We start from the raw sequence: 18,245 nt of genomic DNA, 5'->3' as shown, positions 1-18,245 counted from the left end.
CGATAACCATGCATCGTCTTAAAATCTTCACATTGCACGGAATTCCGCGCTATAACGCTTCGTCAGTAAAAGAATGACCCCAAAGAACTCACACACGGCGCTTCTCTGGATCGTGGCCGTCGGCTTTTTCATGCAGGCCCTCGACACGACTATCGTCAATACGGCCCTGCCCTCCATTGCGCGAAGCCTGCACGCGCAACCGCTCGCCATGCAACCGATCGTGGTTGCATACACGCTGACCATGGCGTTGCTTACGCCTGCCTCCGGCTGGCTCGCCGACCGCTTCGGCACGCGGCGCGTCTATTTCGTCGCCATTCTCCTGTTCGTGATCGGATCGCTGTGCTGCGCGAACGCACAAACGCTGAACCAACTGATCGTGGCACGCGTGATCCAGGGTATCGGCGGTTCCATGCTGCTGCCTATCGGCCGGCTCGCCGTGCTTCGCAGCGTGACCGGCGAAGCATATGTTTCGGCGCTGGCGGTGATCTCCATTGCGGGCCAAGTGGGCCCGATTCTCGGCCCGACCCTGGGCGGCTGGTTCGTCGAATCTTTTTCGTGGCACTGGATCTTCCTGATCAACGTGCCGATCGGCGCAGTCGGTCTGCTCGCGGTGCAGCGTTTCCTGCCCGATGACGCCATCTCCGATGCCCCGCCTTTCGACTTCATCGGCGGCGCGATGTTGTCGCTCTGCATGGTCGCGTTTTCGATGGCGCTCGACAGCCCCGCGCAATCGCACAAGATATTGGTATCGGGCGGTTTGTTCGCGGTGTCCGCCATCGCCGCGCTCGCCTACATTCCGTACGCAAGGCGCCGTGCGAATCCGCTGTTCAACCTGTCCTTGTTCAGCGAACCGAATTTCAGCGTCGGGCTGATCGGCAACTTGCTGTGCCGGATTGGTTCGAGCGCCGTGCCGTTCCTGCTGCCGCTGCTCATGCAATTGCAGCTCGGTTATTCACCGCTGCATTCGGGCTTGATGATGCTGCCCGCTGCGTTCGCGGGAACGATCGCGAAGGGCTGGATCTCGCCGCTCGTCAAACGCTACGGCTACGACAACTTCCTGCTGTGGAACACGATCCTGGTCGGTGCATCGATAGTCGGCTTCGCGTCGTTCTCGGTGAGCACGCCGCTCGTGCTGGAAATTGCGATTCTCGCCGTGTTCGGCGCCTGTAATTCCATGCAGTTCGCCGCGATGAACAGCGTCACGCTCAAGGGACTTTCGATCAAGGATGCGGGAAGCGGCAACAGCCTCTTCTCGATGGTGCAGATGCTCGCGATCGGACTGGGTGTATCGATAGGCGGTGGCCTCGTGTCCGTTTTCTCGTCGAGCCTCGGCTCGGCCGCGCTGGCGTTTCGCATCGCGTTCGTGTGCGTGGGCCTGGTCACGCTCGCGTCGGCCATCGTGTTCCGGTTCCTCGATGCCGTCCCCCCGCGTGCCTCGACCCAGCCCGCAACCTCATAGGCTTCGTCTGCAAGCATCGGCTGTAGCGTTTAAGCTTGTGCGATGTTCAACCTGGTCAAATCGCTCGAGGAGTTCGCCTTGGAATATCGTAAGTTTGGGAAGACCGGCCTGACCGTTTCGCGCCTGTGTCTCGGCACCATGACCTTCGGCTTGCAGACCGAAGAAAACGTGTCGCGCAGCATCATGGACCGTGCGGCGGAAGCGGGCGTGAATTTCATCGATACCGCCGACGTCTATCCGCTCGGCGCCGACGAAACGCACGCGGGCCGCACGGAAGAGATCGTCGGCCGATGGCTCAAGGACACGCCGTCGCGCCGCAGCGAATTCATTCTCGCGACCAAGGCGGTCGGCAAGATGGGCCCGGCGGCATGGGATCAAGGCGCGTCGCGCAAGCACTTGCTGGATGCGATCGATGCATCGCTCAAACGGCTGAATACCGATTACGTCGACTTGTATCAGTTGCATAGCGACGACCGCGAGACGCCGCTCGACGAAACCCTCGAAGCGCTCGATACCATCGTGCGTCATGGCAAGGCGCGCTACATCGGCGTGTCGAATTTCCTGGCGTACCGGCTTGCGACCGCGCTCGGCCGCTCGGACTTCCTGCGCGTCGCGCGCTTCATCTCCGTCCAGCCGCGATACAACCTGCTGTTTCGCCAGATCGAGCGCGAGCTGCTGCCGCTTGCGACCGACGAACACCTCGCCGTGATTCCGTACAACCCGCTCGCCGGAGGCCTGCTGACCGGCAAGCACAAGCACGACGCCAAACCGTCCGATGGCCGTTTCACCGGGACGGTCGGCAAGGCCGGCGAGATGTATTCGCAGCGCTACTGGCACGAGCGCGAGTTCGAGACCATCGCGAAGCTGCAGCAGATCGTGAAGGAAACCGGCGAGTCACTGACAAAGACATCGGTGGCCTGGGTGCTGGCGAATCCCGCGATTACATCGGCGATCATTGGTGCGAGCAAACCCGAGCAACTCACGGACAGTCTGGCCGCCGTCGACCTGAAACTCGACGACGCGCTGAAAGCGAAGCTCGACGATGCAACGAAGGAATATCGCTGGGGCGATGCGGCCCGCTAGATTTGCGAAAGTGCCGGTTTCGGCCGGCACGGGCAAACCTAGTACCTCGTGATATCCCGTGGCTCGAACGTGCGCGACGGCCCGCGCTGTTTGGCCGTGGCGACCATTGCGCGGCCGAGTTGCTGAGTCGTCGTGATCGCATTCGGAAACGAACGCCGCAACAGCGGAAACAACGGCCCCATGACGGAAATGACCGCCTGATACATCGGCGTCTTCGAACGGATGCCGTTCATCGGCTGGATCGCTCCAGGGCGGAACATATAGGCCGCCTTGAAGGGCATGCGCAAAAGCGCGTTCTCCGTGCGCCCCTTCACCCGTGCCCACATGCTGTTTCCGCGCTCGGTCGTGTCCGTGCCCGAGCCCGAGACATACGAAAACGTCATCCCGGGATTGATTCGCGACAAGACCCGCGCGATGCCGAACGTCAGGTCGTATGTCAGATGCGCGTAGTCGGCCTCTCTCATTCTGAACGATGACACGCCGAGGCAGAAAAAGCAGGCGTCGAATCCAGTAAGCTGGTCCTCGATTGCGGAGAGATCGAAGAGATTGCCATGCACGATCTCGTTGAACTTCGGATCGAGTTGTTTCGTGGAACTGCGCCCGAGCGCGACCACGCGCTCGACATCCGGGTCGAGCAGACATTCCCGCAGCACGCCCTGCCCGACCATTCCCGTCGCGCCAAAAACGATGACTTTCATAGTTTCTCCGGCCTTTGGACGCCCGGCTTTGCGTCCCGCTCTATGTTCCGCTTCGGGCCCCATTCAGTGCCCGTGAGTTTCGCCGATACATCCCAGAGCTTCGCGCCGACAGCCGCATCCGTAGCCTGCGGGAAAATGCGCGCTTCCGATGGCGGCCCGATCAGTTCCTGAAAACCCTTTGGCCCATAGTACGCGGCGCCGCGTGCTTCCGGTGCAGTGGCCGCAAGAAGCGTGGGCAAGGCGCCTTCCGCCGCGCTGTGGCTCAGGAACCGCGACATCACCCGACCGGCGAGCGCCAGCATGCCCGATGTTCCCGGTCCATTCGCAATCAGGTCCGTGCGTGCGAATCCCGGATGTGCGGCGTTGCTCATGAGGCCCCAGCCGTTTGCGTCGCTGCGCCGTTGCAACTCCAGCGCGAACATCAGCATGGCGAGTTTCGATTGCTCGTACGCGGGCCACGCTTTGTAGGCGCGCTCGCCCTGCAGGTTATCGAATGCGATCTTGCCCCGCCTGTGCGCGATGCTGCTCAGGTTCACCACGCGCGGCGCGGCGCTCTTTTGCAGGAGCGGCAGCAATTGCGAAGTCAACGCAAAGTGACCGAGATAGTTCGTGCCGAACTGACGCTCGAAGCCATCGGCAGTTTTCTCGTGTTGCGGCAGCATCATCACGCCCGCATTGTTCACGAGGATATCGACAGGCGCGCCATCCGCGAGCAAGCGCTCAGACGCGCGCGCAATCGACTTCAGACTCGCCAGATCAATCATCTCGAAGCTGACCCGCGCATTCGGCACTTCGTGGCGGATACGGTCGAGCGCCGCCCGGCCCTTTGCCTCGTTGCGTCCCGTGAGAACCACCTCGGCGCCCGCACGTGCAAGTTCCAGCGAGGTCTCATAACCCAGTCCACCCGTTGCGCCCGTCACGACAACGCGCTTGCCGGTTTGCGGCGGGATATCGGCAGTCGTCCATGTGCTCATTTTGAATTCCTTTCGTATTTGATTGCGTGAGTAATCAGTCATTGAATCGGCGGCAAATTGGCTTGAATCAGGCGGACTTCAGGCTTTGTTGCGCGCGACGCCATTCCAGAACACGTCGAAGCCAATCTGCCGATACCGCCCTGCTTCATCGGGATACGCATTCATGAATCCCATCGTGGTCTCCGCCAGCGCCTTCATATTCGCCGCAATGAACTCGCACGGATAAGCCTGCAAGATCTCGGTCTTGATGCTGTGCAGCGCGAGCGCTTCGATTTCGGCAAATGGTTCGTACCCGACCGCCTTCGATTCCTCAGTGACAATATCCGCCACCGATAACTGGTCGAGCACATTCAACCGCTGCGGATTGGCCACACCCCAGTCCACGAACGCATTCCACAAGTATTCGAGCCGGTGCCGCACCGGCCCGCGCCGCGGGAACTGCGCCATCAGCGCGTCGGCGAGTTCGAGCTTGATCGACCGATACAACGCGTTGACCAGTTCGTCCTTCGTGCGGAAATAGGTGAACAGCGTCCCTTCCGCGACGCCCGCCTGCTTCGAGATGGCCGATGTAGGCGCGGCAAGTCCGCGCTCGGCGAAGACCTGCTCGGCGGCAAGAAGAAGTGCGTTGCGTTTGTCGTCGCTTTTGGGTCGGGCCATCGAAGACCATGCAGTTTAAATGAGTGAATACTCAATTATAACCAATTTTGAGATTGACGCAATATCGCTCCGGACGGGCCAAAACCTGCCCGTGCTAGCATCGGGCCGTCTTCTTGCTATAGGGCGCCGGCATGGGAGCTTGCCGCGCCTACGTCACGATTCCAGCTTCCCTCAAGGCATTTATGAACAACCACTCCGTACACCAAAAGTTTTTCCACATCCTGCTGTTCGTGGTTACCGTCGCGCTTTGCTGGATCCTGACGCCGTTCTTCGGCGCGATCTTCTGGGGGACGATTCTCGCCATCCTGTTCCAGCCGATGCAGCGCTACCTTGCCGCCAAATTTGGCAAGCGCCGCAATCTCGCTGCGTTTGCAACGCTCGGGCTGACCATCGTGATCGTGATCCTGCCGCTGTCGTTTGTTGCAGCCACGCTGGTCCAGGAAATCGGTCTCGCCTACACGCAGATCAAGTCGGGCCAGCCCAACTTCACGATGTACTTCCAGGAAGGCATCCACGCACTGCCGAAGTCCGTGCAGACCTTGCTCGGCCGTTTTGGACTCACGGATATCCCGAGCATCCAGAAACGGCTGACCGATGGCGCCGCCGCGATCAGCCAGTTTGTCGCGACGCAAGCCCTCAGCATCGGACAGAACACATTCCAGTTCGTGATCAGCTTCGGCGTAATGCTGTACCTGGTGTTTTTCCTGCTGCGCGATGGCGGTGAAATCGGCCGGCGCATTCGCCGCGCATTGCCGCTCGATGAAGCGCCGAAGCAGCACCTGATCGCCAAATTCACAACGGTCGTACGCGCAACCGTGAAGGGCAATATCGCCGTTGCCGCAGCTCAGGGGTTTCTCGGCGGGATGATCTTCATGTTTCTCGGCATCCAGGGCTCGCTGCTCTGGGGCGTGCTGATGGCTTTCCTGTCGCTGCTTCCGGCCATCGGCGCCGCACTCGTCTGGGCGCCGGCGGCAGCGTATTTCCTGCTCACCGGCGACATCTGGAAAGGCGTGATCCTGATCGCGTTCTGCGTGGTCATCATCGGTCTGGTCGATAACATCCTGCGTCCGATTCTTGTTGGCAAGGACACGAAGATGCCGGACTGGGTCGTGCTGATTTCGACGTTGGGCGGGATGGGACTGTTCGGGATCAACGGCTTCGTGATCGGACCGCTGATCGCCGCGTTGTTCATGGCGGCCTGGGACCTGTTCACGCAGAACGAAGAAGGCCAGGCGGAAGGAACACGGACCATAGACAAGGTGTGAGTTTGCCTGCTGAATGAAAAACGGCTTGCTGATTGGATCAGCGAGCCGTTTTTTCCATGAGAACCCGTTCGACTCAGCGCCGCTCTGCCCCCGCGTACTTGCAGTCGAAGCGTTTTCTCACCGTGCCGTTTTCATCGACACTTTCCAGATACACATCGAACTGCCAAAGTCGAGCCATGTGCTTGAGCACTTCCTCGCTGTCGTTGGTGAGATGCCGGTTATCGGTCATGAAGTGGCGAAGCGTGAGGCTTCGGTCACCGCGCGTGTTCACCGAGTAGACCTGGATATTAGGCTCCCGGTGATGCATGTCGTATTGACGCGATAACGCTTGCCGCACGTACCTGTACCCGCTTTCGTCGTGAATCGCCGATACCTCCAGCGAGTCGCGCATGTCGTCATCGAGAATCGAGAACAGGCGCATTTCCCGGATCAGATGCGGTGACAAATACTGCGCGATAAAACTCTCGTCCTTGAAATTGCGCATGGCGTAGTGCAGTGCTTCCAGCCAGTCGCTGCCGGCAAGTTCCGGAAACCATTCCCGGTCTTCGTCCGTCGGGTTTTCGCAGATGCGGCGGATATCGCTCATCATGGAAAAGCCGAGCGCATACGGGTTGATGCCGCTGTAATACTGCTTGGTCACCGGCGGCTGATACACCACGTTGCTGTGCGAATGGAGGAACTCCATCATGAAGCCGTCCTCGAGCCGGCCTTCCGCATACAGCGTGTTGAGCAGCGTGTAATGCCAGAAGGTAGCCCAGCCTTCGTTCATGACCTGCGTTTGGCGCTGCGGATAGAAATACTGTCCCACCTTGCGCACGATGCGAATCACCTCGCGTTCCCAGGGTTCGAGCAAGGGCGCATTTTTCTCCGCGAAGTACAGCAGGTTTTCCTGCGGCTCCGGCGGATATCGGCTTTCGATCTCTTCGGTTGTCGTCGCCTTTTTATTGGGCAACGTGCGCCAGAGTTCATTCACTTGCGATTGCAGATACGCTTCGCGTTCACGTCGCGCAGCAGCTTCCTTCGCCAGCGACAACTTCTGCGGCCGCTTATACCGGTCCACCCCGTAATTCATCAGCGCATGACATGAGTCGAGCAACTCCTCGACGCGATCGATCCCGTGCCGCTCCTCGCACTCTGCGATGTAATTTTTCGCATAAACCAGGTAGTCGATGATCGCATGGGCATCTGTCCACAACTTGAACAGATAGTTGCCCTTGAAGAACGAGTTGTGCCCGTAAGCGGCATGCGCAATGACGAGCGCCTGCATCGTCATCGTGTTCTCTTCCATGAGGTACGCAATACATGGATTCGAATTGATGACGATCTCGTAAGCAAGGCCCATTTGCCCACGCCGGTAACTCTTTTCGGTCGACAAGAAGTGCTTGCCGAACGACCAGTGCCGATAATTCACCGGCATGCCGACCGACGCATATGCGTCCATCATCTGCTCGGCGCTGATGAGTTCAAGCTGGATGGGATAGACGTCGAGCCCATAGCGTTGCGCCACACGCGCAATCTCGGTGTCATATTCCTCGATGAGTTCGAACGTCCAGTCCGAAGGACATGGCAACGGTCTCTTTTCCGCCACGTTCATGGTGTCTCCCTCCGGCGTCGCGCTTGCGCGCGGCTTCCTGACCTTTTGCGGCGCACTGTCCTGTGCTTTCAGTTCTTCGCCAGGTTCCAGGTGATACCCGCGTGCTTCGTTGTTCAAATGCCTTGTCGTCATGCAGCCGCCTGTTGTTTTTCGAACAGTTCGCGAAAGACCGGATAAATATCCGCAGCCGATTCGACTTTTTTCATCGCGAGTTCCGGCGCGCTCTGCGCCAGATGTGCATATTCGACCCAAAGGTTCTGCTCTTCAGGCGCGACCTGGATATACGCGAAATAGCGCACCTTATGCAGGATGTCTTCGGACAGGAGCTTGCGGCACTTGGGCGAGTCATCCGTCCAGTTATCGCCGTCAGAAGCCTGCGCGCCGTAGATATTCCATTCCGAGGGCGAATAACGCTCGTCCATGATCTTTTTCATCAACTCGAGCGCGCTCGATACCACCGTGCCGCCGCTTTCTGTTGAATGGAAGAACGTTTCTTCATCGACTTCTTCTGCACGCGTGTGGTGCCGGATAAAGACCACTTCGATCTTTTCGTAATTCCGGTTCAGGAACAGATACAGAAGAATGAAGAAGCGCTTGGACAAGTCCTTGCGCTGTTCGTCCATGGAACCGGACACGTCCATCAGGCAGAACATGACGGCCTTGCTGGAGGGCGTCGGCTGTTTCGCCCGGTTGACATACCGCAGATCGAACGGATCGATAAACGGAATCCGCGTGATACGCCCCTTCATGATCACGATCTCGGCTTCGAGCCGCGCAATCTCTTCAGGGTCACCTTTCTCGTCCAGAAGCACTTCGAGCTGACGCTCCATTTCATGCAACTGACGCGACAGGGGCGAACCCAGCGCGATCCGGCGTCCTAGCGCGCTGCGCAGCGACCGGACGACGTCGATGTTATTCGGCGTGCCTTCCGCCGAAAAACCCGCGCGCACGTTCTTCCAGGTTGGCACGGCGGCCAACTGGGTTTTGACGAGGCGCGGCAACTCGAGGTCATCGAAGAAATACTGCATGAACTCTTCACGCGAGAGTTCGAACACGAAGTCGTCCTGCCCTTCGCCTTCGTTGCTCGCGCTCTTGCCGCCACCGCCTCCGCCGCCATTCGGACGCGCGATCTTGTCGCCACGAATGTACTCGGCGTTGCCCGGATGCACGAGCTCGCGCTTTCCGCCAGGGCCATGCCGGAACGACGGTTCGGCGATGTCCTTTTTCGGAATCGTGATGCTCTGCGTACTTTGAATGTCCTTGATGCTGCGGTCTCGAACGGCGTCCGACACCGCGCGGCGGATGTAGTTTTTGACACGACGCAAAAAGCGTTCGCGGTTGGCAATGCTCTTGTTCTTACCGGCTAACCTGCGGTCGATGATTTGATGCAGCACATCCAGTCTCCCGCGTAATTGGCGAGGAAGCGAAGCGCTCGTTTGCCTCAACCGCACGCTGCGGCGCGGACCGACAAGCACTCGCCAAGGTGCTCGCGTTTCACCGGTTAGATACCGGCGTCACGCGAACGTATGACTATAGAACTAGCAACACATTCCTGATTCAATCACGTTTTGCCTGGTTTCGCTTGGGAACAGATTTCCTCCTTCGCTCAAGACTGAACGCACCGTAACGCGACGCACCGAATTACGACGACTTGCGAACACGCAGATACCAGTCGCACAAGAGACGAACCTGCTTCGGCGTGTAACCCTTTGCGACCATGCGGTTGACGAAATCCTCATGCTTGCGCTGTTCTTCCGCCGAACCTTTGGCGTTGAACGAGATCACCGGGAGGAGCTCTTCAGTGTTCGAGAACATCTTCTTCTCGATCACCACCCGCAGCTTCTCGTAGGAGATCCACGCAGGATTCTTGCCGCCATTCGCCGCCCGCGCCCGCAGCACGAAATTCACGATCTCGTTGCGGAAGTCCTTCGGGTTACTGATGCCGGCCGGCTTCTCGATCTTCTCCAGTTCCGCATTCAGCGACGCACGATCGAAACTCTCGCCGGTATCGTGATCGCGGAATTCCTGATCCTGGATCCAGAAATCGGCATAGGTGACATAACGGTCGAAGATGTTCTGGCCATACTCGGAATACGATTCCAGGTAAGCCGTCTGAATCTCCTTGCCGATAAACTCGGCATACCGCGAGGCCAACACGTCCTTGATGAACGACAGGTATTTCTGTTCGGTTTCCGGCGGGAACTGCTCGCGTTCGATCTGTTGTTCGAGCACGTACATCAGGTGCACCGGGTTGGCCGCAACTTCGGTGGAATCGAAGTTGAACACGCGCGAGAGAATCTTGAACGCAAAGCGGGTCGATACCCCGTTCATGCCTTCGTCTACACCCGCAAAATCGCGGTACTCCTGGAAGGATTTCGCCTTTGGATCGGTGTCTTTCAGGTTCTCGCCGTCATAGACCTGCATCTTCGAAAAGAGGCTGGAATTCTCCGGTTCATGAAGACGCGTCAGCACCGCCATTTGCGCCATCATCTTCAGCGTGCCAGGTGCGCACACTGCGTTCGTCAACGAAGAATTACGCAGCAGCTTCTCGTAGATCTTCATCTCTTCGCCATAGCGCAGGCAATACGGCACCTTTACCACGAAGATACGATCGAGCAGTGCTTCGTTGTTCTTGTTGTTGCGGAACGTCTTCCATTCGGACTCGTTCGAGTGAGCCAGCACCACGCCGTCGAACGGGATCGCGCCGAAACCTTCCGTACCCTTGAAGTTGCCTTCCTGAGTGGCGGTCAGGAGCGGATGCAGGACCTTGATTGGCGCCTTGAACATTTCGACGAATTCGAGCAAGCCCTGGTTCGCGAGACACAATCCACCGGAGTAGCTGTAGGCGTCGGCATCATCCTGTGAAAAGGTTTCGAGCTTGCGGATGTCGACCTTGCCGACCAGTGACGAGATGTCCTGATTGTTTTCGTCGCCCGGTTCGGTCTTGGCGATACCAATCTGGCGAAGGATGGAAGGATAGCGGCGAACGATGCGGAACTTGCGGATGTCGCCATTGAATTCATGAAGGCGTTTTACGGCCCACGGGCTCAGGATGTTCTTGAGGTAGCGGCGCGGAATGCCGTATTGCTCTTCGAGAATGGGACCGTCTTCGTCGTAGTCGAACAAGCCAAGAGGTGACTCGTTGACGGGCGAACCCTTGATTGAGTAGAAAGGAACACGCTCGGCCAGTTGCTTCAGACGTTCGGCAATGGATGACTTGCCGCCGCCTACCGGACCCAGCAAATACAGGATCTGCTTCTTCTCTTCCAGCCCTTGAGCTGCATGCCGGAAGTACGACACCACCTGCTCGATCACTTCCTCCATTCCGTAGAACTCACGGAATGCCGGATACACCTTGATCACCTTGTTTGCAAACACACGCGATAAACGCGGGTCCGTGCGCGTGTCGACTGACTCCGGTTCCCCGATAGCCGCCAACATCCGTTCGCCCGCTGTTGCATACGTTGCAGGATCGTCTTTGCAGAGCGCGAGATACTCTTCGAGCGAGAATTCCTCCTCGCGGGTTTTTTCGAAGCGGGTCGCGAAACTGCTGTAGATATCCATGCTACCTCCTCGCCGAAGTCAGAAAGCAATGTGTGCGCGGCGCGCCTAATCAGAACAACATCGCTTCAGTTCATCCTAAACCTATTCGAATTTTTTTTCATGCAAATGCGTTGCTGATTTGCTTCGAAGTATTCCTAGCTTGGTGGAATATTTTCGTTCACCTACAATCATCATCCCGACTCGCGAAACGTCTTCGGCAATAGCTGCACAGCCTTGCTGTACAAGCCCTGGACTCATGCGCACGCTGGCAGCCGAAGCACCCGGCTGCTGCTGCCGCAGATAAGTCGCGCGCCGCGTTTGTGCAGCGTGCTTATGCCCCATGTTATCCATCGCTTATCTACCGGTCATCCACAGACTCATCCACATGTTATCCACCGCGATGAAGCATGTGTGACGCATCGACTGCCTTGCTCCATGCGTACATACGCACAACCAAGCCCAAACGATGCAGACGCAATGTTCTTTTTGGTCTTTCTTACACAACGAGTCGCAATGGCATCGGTTGACCTCCGTTACCCGGCTTTTTGGCGTTGCATGTGTGCTTGTTCATTCAATACCCGATATGCGCAAAGGGATTTGCGGAATAAAAAAGGCACTCATTCGAGTGCCTTGATTTAGTGCTGTTTCTACAACGCCATAGCATTGGCGCTCAGCGTTACAAACTTGTTAGAGCTTCGTTCATGCGCGCTTTGGCCGCATGCGTCATGCCTATTCGAGCGTCAATTCAATATCCCCGATCCGGTCAATCCGTCCACTTACTACACCTGGCCCTTCAATGCGGCGTGCGCCCGTGTACGAACCCGTCGTGACGGTCCAGAAAGGCTGCACAGTATGTCCGTTCGTGCTGCAATGATTGACGAACCACACCAGCAGTTCACGTGGATCACCAGCGGGGTTGCCTGCGGTCGGCGGAACGATCGAGACACCGTCGACGGTCAGTTCGAGTTGTGGCGACAAGAAGTCGAAGCCCGGTGAGATCACTTCGTACGGCTCCATCTTGCCCACGATCAGTGCACCGTTGTTCTGCGAATCGGCTAGTTGCGCAAGCGGCGCAAGGTTCGGCCATTGGGCGAAACGGCTATCGACGACTTCGAGCGCCACCGCCATGCCGCCCAGCGCCGCAAATACTTCGCTGCGGCTGTAAGCTTCCGCGCGCGCCGGAAGTGCATGAGAAAAACGAAATGCCACTTCCATTTCGATCAAAACGCGAAAGAAAGACGCATGCGCAATACGCGCCGGTGATGTGTGGACGAGCTCCGCATCGATAGGCGCCGTGTTCGCCTGCGCGCCGGGCGAGCGTGCGCCGACTTTCCACGCGCCGATCCGGGCGCCTGTGAGCGACAGGACTTCATGCTGGATGGCGTAAGCCGCGTTGGCATCGGCGGGAATATCTGCCGACTCGAGGTCCTCGATCAGCGTTCGCTGCCGGCGGGCCTGCACGAGTTGCGCGGCGAGAGTGGATTCGGTCATGGCATGTCCTGAAATAGTTATCGGATGCAGCGCACAGTGTACGGGGAAGTTGGCAACGGCCGCGAATCGGATGCGCGCCCTTCGAATACTGCTGTGAAACCCGCTGTGATAACCATTCCACACGATCGTTTAATACATCGCCCGGAGATACGCGCGAACGTTTTCCTGAGGCCAAACGAAAACGCGCCGCGAAAACTCGCGGCGCGTTGAAAGCCCTGCATTCAACTCGACATCAGAACGTTTCCCAGTCGCCGCCCGCCGTCGCCAGTGGTCGCGCGGCAGCCGCTACAGGCTTGGCCGGAGCAACGCCTTTGGCCTTGAGTGCAACGGCAGGCCGGAACTTCGCCGCGCCCGGTGACGACACAGTACGAGGAGCCGTCCGAGCCGCGCCTACGACCACTGATCCGTCGTCGTTGAGATGGAAGACAGCCACGGCTTCGCGCAGTTTCCCGGCCTGGTCCTCCAGTGACTGTGCGGCCGCGGCCGCTTCTTCCACGAGCGCCGCATTCTGCTGCGTCACTTCGTCCATTTGCGTGACGGCGCGCGCAACCTGCTCGATCCCGCTGCTCTGCTCCTCCGACGCTGCTGCAATCTCGCCCATGATGTCGGTTACGCGCTGCACGGCGCCGATGATCTCGGCCATGGTGCGGCCGGCTTCATCGACCAGTGAGGTGCCCGACTGGACGCGTTCGACAGAGGTATCGATAAGACCCTTGATCTCCTTCGCCGCCGCCGATGACCGTTGCGCGAGGCTGCGCACCTCGCCTGCCACGACCGCAAAACCGCGTCCTTCTTCGCCTGCGCGCGCCGCTTCGACCGCCGCGTTGAGCGCGAGAATATTCGTCTGGAAGGCGATTCCTTCGATGATCGTGATGATGTCTGCGATCTTGGCGGAGCTCTGGTTGATGTCGCCCATCGTGCCGACGACTTGTGCGACCACGCGGCTGCCCTTGTTTGCAATTTCCGATGCGTTGGCCGCAAGGGAGCTGGCCTGGCGAGCGTTATCGGCGTTCTGTTTCACCGTGCCGGTCAGTTCGTCCATGCTCGACGCAGTTTCCTGCAACGCCGACGCCTGTTCCTCGGTACGCGACGACAAATCGATGTTGCCCGCCGCGATCTGCTTGGTCGCCGACGCAATGGATTCGCTGCCCGAGCGCACGCTGCGAACCGTTGCAACGAGGCTCGTCTGCATGCGCGCAAGGCCTTGCATCAGCAGTCCCATTTCATCGCGCGATGCAACGTTGACCTGGCGGCGCAGGTCGCCGGCGGCAATCGCGTCGAAGTGTTCGATCGCCTCGTCGAGCGGCCGGCCGATGGCGCGGCGCAGTGCAAACCACGAGAACGCGGCTGCGGCGAGTCCGATCACGATCGCAGTCAGGCTCAGCGTTTCAAAAGTCGACGCAGCGCCCTGGGCCGCGTCGTAACCCTGGCGGGCGGCATCGAACTGGAACTTGCGCAGCGCGTCATTGGCGCCCGAGAGTTCGTTGTAGGTTGCCTGCATCGCCTTGGCTGATTCCACGATGCGCGCCTGGTCGTTGGCTCTCACCGCGTCATACCCGCCATCGATCAGCTTCTGAAGCGCGAGGCGTTTTGTATTCGATGCCTCCGCAAGCTGCTTTTCGTGATCGTTGAACACGGGAAGTTCGGTATATTTTTTCCAGAAACCATCAGCTTTAGAGCGCATCATCGCACCGCGTTCAATGGTCGGTGCTGCTTCCGGCGTACCGGCGAGGAAAGCCGCGCGATCGAACACCAGGCGTTCGCGGGCGGTATAGAGTTCTGCGTTGCTCACGGCATTCGCGCTTGGCATCTGATTTTCGAACGTGTCGCGATACGCGTGGTTCGACTGCGTCATGCCGTAAAGGCCCAGGCCGCCGATCGCCACCAGCAAGAGGCCGAGAAAAGCCATCGTGAGGCCGAGCCGGGCCTTGATCGTGAAACTCATGTTCATGATTTTCCTTGAACCGCGTGTGTGAAATGATCGGCGGCAGTATCCAGCCCATCGTTCTTCACGACGAGGCCGAATGCGCCTGCTTGGTCAGATTTACGGCCTGTAAGCCACGCACTTTAGGGAAAAATTGAAATGATGTTTCGTCAGAGGATTAACCCTTAGCAATTTTCTGCGCCAGGACGCGGATAAACCCTGAAAAGTTCATGTTTAGTAAGTCGTTAAAACGGACGCTGCGCTCGTCGGCGGTCATGCATGAATGAGATGTGTAATGAAGCGCAATTTAGCAGGGTCGGGGCGAACTGGGAGAAGCGTGGCTGGCAGCCAGCGTTTTGGAGAGAAACAGAGAGCCGCGTTGAGACACTCGTTGTGCCCAACGCGGATTTCAAACGGGCGGCGTTCGACCTAAGCGCGAAGCAGCGCCAACCGACCCATCAAGCCTGTTGCGGCACGACCCCGGTCGATTCCCGCAGGATCATATGCGGCGTGACCACGCGCCGGCGTGTGCTCGCCGGCACCTTCCCCGCGATCCGGTCAATCAGCGTCTGAGCCGCCAGCTCGCCCAGTTCCCGCACCGATTGCCCAACCGTCGACAAAGCCGGATACGTGTACCGGCTCAATTCGATATCGTCGAAACCGATGATCGAGCAGTCCTTCGGCACGTTGATTCCCCGCTCCGCCGCCGCCCGCAACGCGCCCACGCCCATCATGTCGTTGCACGCGAAAATGCCGGTTGGCTTTAACGTATCGAAGAGTTGCGACGCCGCTTCATAACCGCCTGTCGCCGAGAACGCGCCCTGCTGGATTGCATTCGGCTCGATCTCGATACCGCGCTCGGCCATCGCCCGGATGAAGCCGTGGACGCGCATTGCGCTCACCGCGGTGCCAATCGGTCCGGTGATGCAGGCAACATGCGAATGTCCGAGTTGCAGCAAGTGGCGCGTGGCGAGATACCCGCCTTTTTCGTGATCGATCTGCACCAGATCGGCCGATACCCCTTCAATATTCCGGTCCAGGATCACGAGCGGTTCGCGTGCGCCGGCAAGACTTTGCGCGAGCACCGCATCTTCTCCCGCCGATGCAATCACGAGCCCGTCGATGCGCTTTTCCTGCAGCACACGAAGGTAGCTTCGCTGCTTGGCGGGGTCGTCGTCGGAATTGCAGAAGAACATGCAATAGCCGTTCTTCGCGCACCCATCTTCCACGCCACGCGCGAGTTCCGCGAAATACGGATTGGTCGCATTCGGCACCAGCAAGCCGATGGTGAGCGTATTGCGCGCCTTGAGCGAACGCGCCACCGCCGACGGCACATAGTCCAGTTCCCGGATTGCTCGTTCTACTTTGACCCGCACTTCAGCCGATACAGGCCGCGAGTTGTTCACCACATGAGACACGGTTGTGAACGAAACGCCCGCAATGGCTGCTACATCTTTGATCGTCGCCATACTTGGTCCTTCTCTCTGACTTTTGGTCTTGCTTTTGCTCTTATAGTTGGCACTCGCAACGCTTGCCTTTCGGCAGTCCGCCCGGCAGCACCCGTTCCACGCTGGTTCGCGGCCCCGACTCAAGTTCATCAGCCTCAAGGCCGTCAGCCGGCGTGCATCCCCGTGCCGGCTTCAAGCTCGCTACGTCCGCAGTCCGAGCTGCGTGTGTCCTCTTTGTTACCTCGCTGCTTCTCGCGAATAAGCAGCGTGTAACGTAACGCGTCGTTCTTCTGACCACTGAACGGTTTCCATTCCGCCCGAAGCGTCTCAACAAAGCACCCGCTGTGCCAGGCAGCGCGGGACCCGGTTCATCGTTGCACTTCCCCCGTCTCCGCCGGCGGCGCCTTTGCGTCCGGCACGATGGGATCTTGCAAGATCTCATCGCGTTTCGCGTAGCCCGCGAACGCCGCTGCGAGCAGCATGTCCTGCGTCCAGTCATCGCGAGCGAAGATCCCGGTCATACGCCCCGCCGACATCACGCCGATACGATCGCAAATCAGCATCAACTCGCGCAGATCACTCGATACCACCACAAGCGCACGCCCTTCGAGCGCGAGCGCGCCCATCAGCGCATAGATGTCGAACTTGGCGCCGACGTCGATGCCGCGCGTGGGTTCATCGAAGAGCAGCACCGTGGAATCACGCGCGAGCCAGCGGCCGATCACGACCTTCTGCTGATTGCCGCCCGACAACTCGGAGACCGGCTGCGACGGACCCGCCGCACGAATATGCATGGCGTCGATCTGCGTCTGGGCAAGCGCGGCTTCGCGCCGGCCATCGACAAAACCCTTGTTCGATACCGCCCCGATGTTCCCCAGCGAAATATTCGCGGCGATCGGCTGCGGCAACAGCAAACCTTCGCCTTTCCGATCCTCCGTGATGAGCGCGATGCCGTTCTTCACCGCATCAGCCGGCGATGCAATCTTCACCGGCGTGAGCGCTCCGCCTTGATGCGCCACTGATACAACGCCGCCATCGGCCTTGTCCGCGCCGTAGATCAGCCGCATCAGCTCGGTGCGGCCCGCGCCGATCAGCCCGCTGATGCCGAAAATCTCCCCGGCCTTGACTTCGAAGGACACGTCGCGAACCACGTCGGCGCGGCGCATGCCTTCGACTTTCAGCGCAACATCGGCAATTCGCCGTTCGCCCAGATCAATCCGTTCGCCAATGTCACGTCCCACCATCAGCGTGACAAGCCGGTCGCTCGTCAGGTTCGCCATGGCGTCGATATGGACCAGCTTGCCGTCGCGCAATACCGCCGCGCGCCCCGCAATCCTGCGTAACTCTTCCAGCCGGTGCGAGATGTACACCAGCGCCACGCCCCGCTCCTTCAGCCGCTCGACCTGCTCAAAGAGCAGATCCACTTCACGCGCGGTCAGCATGGCCGTAGGTTCGTCGAGAATCAGCACGCGGCAATCGCCAATCAGATTCCGCGCGATCTCGACCATCTGCTGATGCCCGATGCCCAGTTCGCCCACGAGCGTATCGGGATCGATCGCGTCCAGTCCGACCTGGCGCATTGCGTGGTGCGCATCCTCGCGCAGCGCCGCCCGGTCGATCCAGCCGAATTTCAGGCCTTTGCGCTGGGGCAGACGGTTGAGGAACAGGTTTTCCGCCACCGATAAAGTCGGCAGAAGGTTCAGCTCCTGCATCACCATACGCACGCCCAGCGCTTCGGCATCCTTGCGACTCGCGGGCGCGTAAGGCTCGCCGCCAAGCGTCATGGAACCAGCAGTCGGATCGACCAGTCCGCCGACGATCTTGGACAACGTACTCTTGCCCGCGCCGTTCTCGCCGGTCAGCGCCAGCACTTCGCCCGCGCGCAAGTCCAGCGTGACGCCCGCCAGCACCGGCTCCGCATAGGTCTTGCCAACGCCGCTCACCGTTAAAACCGGAGCGGTTTCCATAATGTTGTCCATCGCCTTCCCGCTGCTGCGGACCGGACGCTGTCACGCAAGGCACGCCGCAATCGTTTGCAGGCAAGCCCTTCTGACAAGCCGTCTCCGGTCCTTCGCGTCAGTAAAAACCACGCTGAACATCGCCTGGCCA

General features: G+C 59.2%; 13 protein-coding genes. 3 read left to right on the top strand and 10 right to left on the bottom strand.

Going from position 1 to position 18,245, the window contains the following annotated elements; translation table 11 throughout:
- Nucleotides 1-73: 73 nt before the first annotated feature.
- Both AX768_RS07200 and AX768_RS07195 read left to right on the top strand, forming a co-directional pair.
- Nucleotides 74-1,459 carry a DHA2 family efflux MFS transporter permease subunit gene (locus AX768_RS07200; RefSeq protein WP_061999384.1) on the top strand — a complete coding sequence of 462 codons (1,386 nt, stop codon included), beginning with the start codon at nucleotides 74-76 and terminating at the stop codon, nucleotides 1,457-1,459.
- 78 nt (nucleotides 1,460-1,537) lie between these two features.
- The gene (locus AX768_RS07195) at nucleotides 1,538-2,542 is read left to right on the top strand and encodes an aldo/keto reductase (protein ID WP_062000844.1); all 1,005 of its coding nucleotides are present in this window, start codon (nucleotides 1,538-1,540) and stop codon (nucleotides 2,540-2,542) included.
- A gap of 38 nt (nucleotides 2,543-2,580) precedes the next feature.
- Here the strand turns inward: AX768_RS07195 and AX768_RS07190 are convergent, their stop codons facing one another.
- From AX768_RS07190 to AX768_RS07180, 3 genes are all read right to left on the bottom strand, one after another.
- Nucleotides 2,581-3,240, bottom strand: coding sequence for an NAD-dependent epimerase/dehydratase family protein (locus AX768_RS07190; protein ID WP_061999383.1), 660 nt, complete (start codon nucleotides 3,238-3,240; stop codon nucleotides 2,581-2,583).
- Complete coding sequence (locus AX768_RS07185) at nucleotides 3,237-4,214, bottom strand: SDR family oxidoreductase (RefSeq protein ID WP_061999382.1); 978 nt, start codon at nucleotides 4,212-4,214, stop codon at nucleotides 3,237-3,239. Before AX768_RS07185 ends, AX768_RS07190 begins: the two co-directional genes overlap by 4 nt.
- 78 nt (nucleotides 4,215-4,292) lie before the next feature.
- Nucleotides 4,293-4,871: a TetR/AcrR family transcriptional regulator gene (locus AX768_RS07180; RefSeq protein ID WP_061999381.1), complete on the bottom strand. Its 579-nt coding sequence runs from the start codon at nucleotides 4,869-4,871 to the stop codon at nucleotides 4,293-4,295.
- A gap of 182 nt (nucleotides 4,872-5,053) precedes the next feature.
- Between AX768_RS07180 and AX768_RS07175 the strand changes: the two genes are divergently transcribed.
- Nucleotides 5,054-6,136 (top strand): AI-2E family transporter, encoded by a 1,083-nt coding sequence (locus tag AX768_RS07175; protein ID WP_061999380.1) that lies wholly within the window; start codon nucleotides 5,054-5,056, stop codon nucleotides 6,134-6,136.
- A gap of 73 nt (nucleotides 6,137-6,209) precedes the next feature.
- Here the strand turns inward: AX768_RS07175 and AX768_RS07170 are convergent, their stop codons facing one another.
- The 7 genes from AX768_RS07170 to AX768_RS07140 form a co-directional block, all read right to left on the bottom strand.
- Entirely contained in the window at nucleotides 6,210-7,862 is a 1,653-nt protein-coding gene (locus tag AX768_RS07170; protein ID WP_061999379.1) for a SpoVR family protein, read from the bottom strand.
- Nucleotides 7,859-9,124 (bottom strand): YeaH/YhbH family protein, encoded by a 1,266-nt coding sequence (locus AX768_RS07165; protein WP_061999378.1) that lies wholly within the window; start codon nucleotides 9,122-9,124, stop codon nucleotides 7,859-7,861. The genes AX768_RS07170 and AX768_RS07165 overlap by 4 nt, the downstream gene beginning before the upstream one ends.
- Before the next feature lie 247 nt (nucleotides 9,125-9,371).
- Nucleotides 9,372-11,294 (bottom strand): PrkA family serine protein kinase, encoded by a 1,923-nt coding sequence (locus AX768_RS07160; RefSeq protein ID WP_061999377.1) that lies wholly within the window; start codon nucleotides 11,292-11,294, stop codon nucleotides 9,372-9,374.
- Between the two features lie 708 nt (nucleotides 11,295-12,002).
- Nucleotides 12,003-12,764, bottom strand: a complete 762-nt coding sequence (locus AX768_RS07155; protein ID WP_061999376.1) for a 2-keto-4-pentenoate hydratase — start codon at nucleotides 12,762-12,764, stop codon at nucleotides 12,003-12,005.
- Between the two features lie 232 nt (nucleotides 12,765-12,996).
- Nucleotides 12,997-14,715: a methyl-accepting chemotaxis protein gene (locus AX768_RS07150; protein ID WP_155524191.1), complete on the bottom strand. Its 1,719-nt coding sequence runs from the start codon at nucleotides 14,713-14,715 to the stop codon at nucleotides 12,997-12,999.
- Between the two features lie 431 nt (nucleotides 14,716-15,146).
- Nucleotides 15,147-16,157, bottom strand: coding sequence for a LacI family DNA-binding transcriptional regulator (locus AX768_RS07145; RefSeq protein ID WP_061999374.1), 1,011 nt, complete (start codon nucleotides 16,155-16,157; stop codon nucleotides 15,147-15,149).
- Between the two features lie 347 nt (nucleotides 16,158-16,504).
- Complete coding sequence (locus AX768_RS07140) at nucleotides 16,505-18,103, bottom strand: sugar ABC transporter ATP-binding protein (protein ID WP_231941338.1); 1,599 nt, start codon at nucleotides 18,101-18,103, stop codon at nucleotides 16,505-16,507.
- Nucleotides 18,104-18,245: the final 142 nt, after the last annotated feature.

Source organism: Burkholderia sp. PAMC 28687 (assembly GCF_001577465.1).
In the GTDB taxonomy this organism is placed as follows: domain Bacteria; phylum Pseudomonadota; class Gammaproteobacteria; order Burkholderiales; family Burkholderiaceae; genus Caballeronia.
The sequence above is the reverse complement of the archived record's forward strand: the minus strand, read 5'-3'. Positions and strand labels throughout refer to the sequence as shown.